This window comes from Streptococcus pluranimalium, assembly GCF_047785745.1.
Lineage (GTDB): Bacteria > Bacillota > Bacilli > Lactobacillales > Streptococcaceae > Streptococcus > Streptococcus pluranimalium_B.
The window spans coordinates 1-4580 of record NZ_JBLOJT010000124.1 but is presented as its reverse complement, the minus strand read 5'-3'; the positions used below and the strand labels follow the sequence as shown (position 1 = coordinate 4580).

The 4580-nt window shown below is 38.6% G+C and carries 3 protein-coding genes and 3 pseudogenes; 3 read left to right on the top strand and 3 right to left on the bottom strand.

The window, feature by feature from the left end:
- Positions 1–156, bottom strand: a pseudogene (locus tag ACMZ6U_RS09445) (IS481 family transposase); the annotation flags it as partial.
- Positions 157–314: 158 nt separating this feature from the next.
- On the opposite strand from ACMZ6U_RS09445, the gene ACMZ6U_RS09440 reads away from it, so the two are divergent.
- On the top strand, positions 315–512 hold the full coding sequence (locus ACMZ6U_RS09440; RefSeq protein WP_416108201.1) for a DUF3272 family protein: 198 nt from the start codon (positions 315–317) through the stop codon (positions 510–512).
- On the opposite strand, the gene birA is transcribed toward ACMZ6U_RS09440, so the two are convergent.
- Complete coding sequence (gene birA, locus ACMZ6U_RS09435; RefSeq protein ID WP_416108200.1) at positions 493–1425, bottom strand: bifunctional biotin--[acetyl-CoA-carboxylase] ligase/biotin operon repressor BirA; 933 nt, start codon at positions 1423–1425, stop codon at positions 493–495. The two genes, ACMZ6U_RS09440 and birA, sit on opposite strands and share 20 nt — an antisense overlap.
- Positions 1426–1745: 320 nt before the next feature.
- Between birA and metK the strand changes: the two genes are divergently transcribed.
- Positions 1746–2933: a methionine adenosyltransferase gene (metK, locus tag ACMZ6U_RS09430; RefSeq protein ID WP_416108199.1), complete on the top strand. Its 1188-nt coding sequence runs from the start codon at positions 1746–1748 to the stop codon at positions 2931–2933.
- A gap of 85 nt (positions 2934–3018) precedes the next feature.
- Positions 3019–3572, top strand: a pseudogene (locus ACMZ6U_RS09425) (IS3 family transposase); the annotation flags it as partial.
- A 441-nt stretch (positions 3573–4013) separates the two neighbouring features.
- Here ACMZ6U_RS09425 and ACMZ6U_RS09420 read toward each other — a convergent pair.
- Positions 4014–4580: pseudogene (locus ACMZ6U_RS09420) on the bottom strand (DDE-type integrase/transposase/recombinase); the annotation flags it as partial.

Here is a 4580-nt window from a genome sequence, read left to right as displayed (position 1 = left end):
AAATCGTTTATTCCAGCGCATAAGAGAGGTTTTTGATACCTTATATCGTCGACAGATGAAGTCAACTGAGGCACCATTTCGATAAGTTTTAACGGCATGATAGCGGGTATTGAGTGTATGTGGCAAGTAGCGATTGTTTTGTGATATACTAGTCATGAGAAGATTCCTTTTTGATGGGTGTGTGGTACTCCTATCTTACAAGGTTTCTTCTTGTTTGTCTTCTAGGTCTCACATCTATTGTAACGCTACAGTTAAAATTCTCTTATTAAGAATAGACTTTTGCTCAGATTATTTCTTTTTGTTATAATATCACCATGCCTTATTCACAATTTTTTGTCGTGGCACTAATCTGTGCACTTGAAACTTATTTTTTTAATCAAGCTATGATAACTGGTAATTATTTACTAGCCTTTTTCTGGGGATTGATGTTACTGAGAAATCTTCGTCGTGTTCAGTTAGTCTCACGATTTACAAAACGCTTTTTGGAGCAATTTACCAAGAAGAAAGACTAACCTCGCCACTAGCTAATGTCACATTTTGACCATTGTTTGTTTCTAAGATTAAGTGTCCTTGGTCAGTGATATTTGAAACTTTGGCAGTAATAATTTGGTTATCTTTTTCATAAGTCACTTGTTTATGTAAGACAAGTGATTTTTCTTTGTAAACTTTGATATGGTCATGCTCTGGGATGTTAAAGAAGAGTTTCCAAATTTCACAAGTCAGATCATTACGAGTAATATTTGGTGTTTCTGTGAAAAGAGAAGCAGCGATACCATCTAACTCATTAGGAAACGTTGATATATGGAAATTGAGACCAACGCCAATAAAGATATCAGTAACTTGCCCTGTCTCAACAGAAGTGACAGCTTCTGAGAGAATGCCAGCAATTTTTTTACCGTCTAAGAAGATATCATTAACCCACTTAATCTCAGGAGATTTATCAGTTAGTCTTGAGATGGCTTTAACAATGCTAGACGCCACTAAAACCGTATAGGGTGGCAATTTATCATAGGATGCATTAGGTTTGAGATGGAGTGTCATATAGATACCACCGTTTTTATCAGCATGGAAATGACGGCCTAGTCTTCCTCGGGCTGCTGTTTGATTAGAAGCTAGATAGAGATGAGGTGCTTGAGCTCCATTGAGAGCGGCCGTTTTAGCATCTTGTTGTGTTGATTCACTGGAAGTTAGGTAGCTAACAGGAAGGTTTAAGGTATTGGAAATGACATCAGGTAACAGTAAATCCCCAGATAGAATACGGTATCCTCTTTTTTTAATAGCCTCAATCTGGATACCAGTATCTTCTAAAGTTTTAATAGCTTTCCAAACAGCTGCTCTTGAGATATCCAATTCTCGAGCCAGTGTCTCACCAGTAATAAAATTTTCTTTTAATAAGCGTTGGTAAATACGTTCGTAGGTTTTCATACTGTTAGTATAGTATAAGGCATTTGACTTGTCAGTAATTTTCCTAAATTTTGCTAAAAAGATTAATAAAAATGATTTTTATGGTACAATATTAGGCGTTATTAAGTCCCGATAAGATAGTCTGGATGATTAAAAGATTTCTACTCTTCGTTAGTCGACTTCGGTGAACTCTAGTTCTACCTTCAGATCATCTGCCTCGATTAGAAAACTTTTTCTGCATCCACACTCTGTTTTGAGTATGAAAGGCTAGTTCTTTGTAACCTAGTAACATGTCGCAGGACATTTCCTGTAGTAAACATTTTTTAAGGGGGACATTTTTTATGTCAGAACGTAAACTTTTCACGTCTGAGTCAGTTTCGGAAGGACATCCGGATAAGATTGCAGACCAGATTTCGGATGCGATTTTAGATGCACTTTTAGAGCAAGATCCGGATGCCCATGTGGCAGCAGAAACGGTTGTTTACACAGGATCAGTTCATGTTTTCGGTGAAATTTCAACATCAGCCTACGTGGATATTAACCGTGTGGTCCGTGATACCATTGCTGAGATTGGATACACTAATGCAGAGTATGGCTTTGCAGCTGAATCTGTTGGTGTCCATCCATCGCTGGTTGAACAATCAGCAGATATCGCCCAAGGTGTTAACCAAGCGCTTGAGGTTCGTGAAGGGGATAAAGATGATTTAAGCTTGATTGGAGCTGGTGACCAGGGGCTTATGTTTGGGTTTGCCATTGATGAAACACCTGAATTCATGCCTCTACCAATTGCATTATCACATCAATTGGTTCGTAAATTAGCAGAATTGCGCAAGTCTGGAGCAATTTCATATCTTCGTCCAGACGCCAAGTCACAAGTGACAGTCGAATACGATGAAAATGATAAGCCAGTTCGTGTTGATACTGTTGTTATCTCAACGCAACATGACCCGGAAGCAACAAATGAGCAAATCCGTGAAGATGTTATTAATGAAGTGATCAAATCCGTTATTCCAGAGCAGTATCTTGATGATGAAACGAAGTTCTTCATTAATCCAACGGGACGCTTTGTTATCGGTGGTCCACAAGGGGATTCTGGTTTGACAGGACGAAAAATTATCGTCGATACTTATGGTGGTTATAGTCGTCATGGCGGTGGGGCATTCTCCGGAAAAGATGCTACTAAGGTAGACCGCTCAGCTTCATACGCAGCTCGTTACATCGCTAAAAATATTGTAGCAGCAGGTTTAGCCAAGAAAGCAGAAGTTCAGTTGGCTTATGCCATCGGTGTGGCACAGCCAGTATCTGTTCGTGTTGATACCTTCGGCACCTCAACGGTTTCAGAAGCAACACTAGAAAAAGCAGTTCGGGAGATATTTGATCTGCGTCCCGCAGGCATTATCAAAATGTTAGATTTGAAACGTCCAATCTACAAACAAACAGCTGCCTATGGCCACATGGGACGTACAGATATTGACCTTCCGTGGGAAAGATTAGATAAAGTAGATGTCTTAAAAGCTGCAGTTGAATAAATTAAAAATCGAGATTCAACATCTACTGTTTCAAACAGTTAGACAAATTATTATTGAAAGGGTTTGGTTCTGTAGTGTATAGAATGCTTCTTACAAAGGTGAGGAGGGTAAGAAGGCTGATAATCTGATTAAACGTCAGTTTGAGGGATCTAAGCCTTATGAAAAATGTTATACCGATGTGACGGAGTTTGCTTTACCCGAAGGGAAACTCTACTTATCACCTGTTCTTGACGGCTATAACAGTGAAATTATTGATTTTACCCTGTCTCGGTCACCTAACTTGAAACAGGTTCAGACCATGCTTGAGAAGGCTTTTCTAGCATATTCATACAGTGGAACTATTCTTCATAGTGACCAGGGATGGCAATACCAACACCAATCTTACCATGATTTTCTAGAGTCTAAAGGTATTCTGTCATCCATGTCTCGCAAGGGAAATAGTCCAGATAATGGGATGATGTAATCTTTCTTTGACATTCTCAAATCTGAAATATTTTATGGATTTGAGAAATCTTATCAATCGCTGGATGAGCTTGAAGAAGCTATTACAGATTATATTTTTTACGACAACAACAAACGCATTAAAGCAAAACTAAAGGACTTAGTCCTGTCCAATACAGAACTAAATCCTTGCAATAATGATTTGTCCAACTTTTGGGGGCCAGTACACATCCGTAGTGGATTTTACCCACTACAGAAATTATAGAGCCGTAAAAATATAGCTGGTAATGGCTTGTTTGAGCCCATTAAAAATCAGAGTGCTTTGTGGGCTATTCAAAAATCACTATTGAAGTGATAAGACAGTAGCAGTTAGTTTTAAATATAGTCAAAAAACCAGCTGTCTTAAGACGCTGGTCGGTAATGCAGATTGATAGCTTTTATTTAAACGATTATGAGATGAATGACCACGATGATTGATAAAAATCATGATCATAAATTTTTGAGACCCCCAAATGGTCAAATTAAGAAAGTATCTTGGAAATGACAATTCATTAGGTATTGAAATACTAAAATTTTTGAATATTTGTCAATGATGTGAGACCAAAAAGAATTGTTTAAGAAGAATGGTTTGTTATCCTATCAGGAGCTAGCTCCTGATAGGATTTTTCTGATTTCGATAGGAGATTTCCAGCCTAAAGTCTGCATAGGTAGTCTGTTTGATTTGTAGAGATAGGCTTTCGTTTGTTTGTTGAGGCTTTCGTAAGAGTAAAACTGGAGATGTTGGTAAAAACGTTCATTGTCATTGCGATGGCTGCGCTCCACCTTGCCATTGTGACGAGGCGTTCTAGGACGAATACACTTGTGCTCAATTCCTAGTTTCTGACAGAGGATATCAAGCGGGTGTATCTGCTTTGTTTCCCTGAAATGAGTGAACTCAAAGCCATTATCGGTTTGAAGGATTTGAGGCTGGTAACCAAAATACTTAATGGCCATCTGAAGAAACTGGACAGTAGAGTGAGAGGACTGTTTCTTGAAAGGGAAGATGAACCGCTCGCGACTAGCTTCGTCGATAACAGTGTACTGATAGAACTTGTCAGGCATAGTGCATAGTGCCTGTATAACAGTGTTTAGGGACAAATTTAACGTCCATCTGCCATTTGACTCCGATCTTTTTAGGGATGTTATAATGTTTAGGAACGTAATGAA

Coding starts and splice junctions, on each gene's coding strand:
- ACMZ6U_RS09440 (WP_416108201.1), top strand. CDS start 315: ATGCCTTATTCACAATTTTTTGTCGTGGCACTAATCTGTGCACTTGAA.
- birA (WP_416108200.1), bottom strand. CDS start 1,425: ATGAAAACCTACGAACGTATTTACCAACGCTTATTAAAAGAAAATTTT.
- metK (WP_416108199.1), top strand. CDS start 1,746: ATGTCAGAACGTAAACTTTTCACGTCTGAGTCAGTTTCGGAAGGACAT.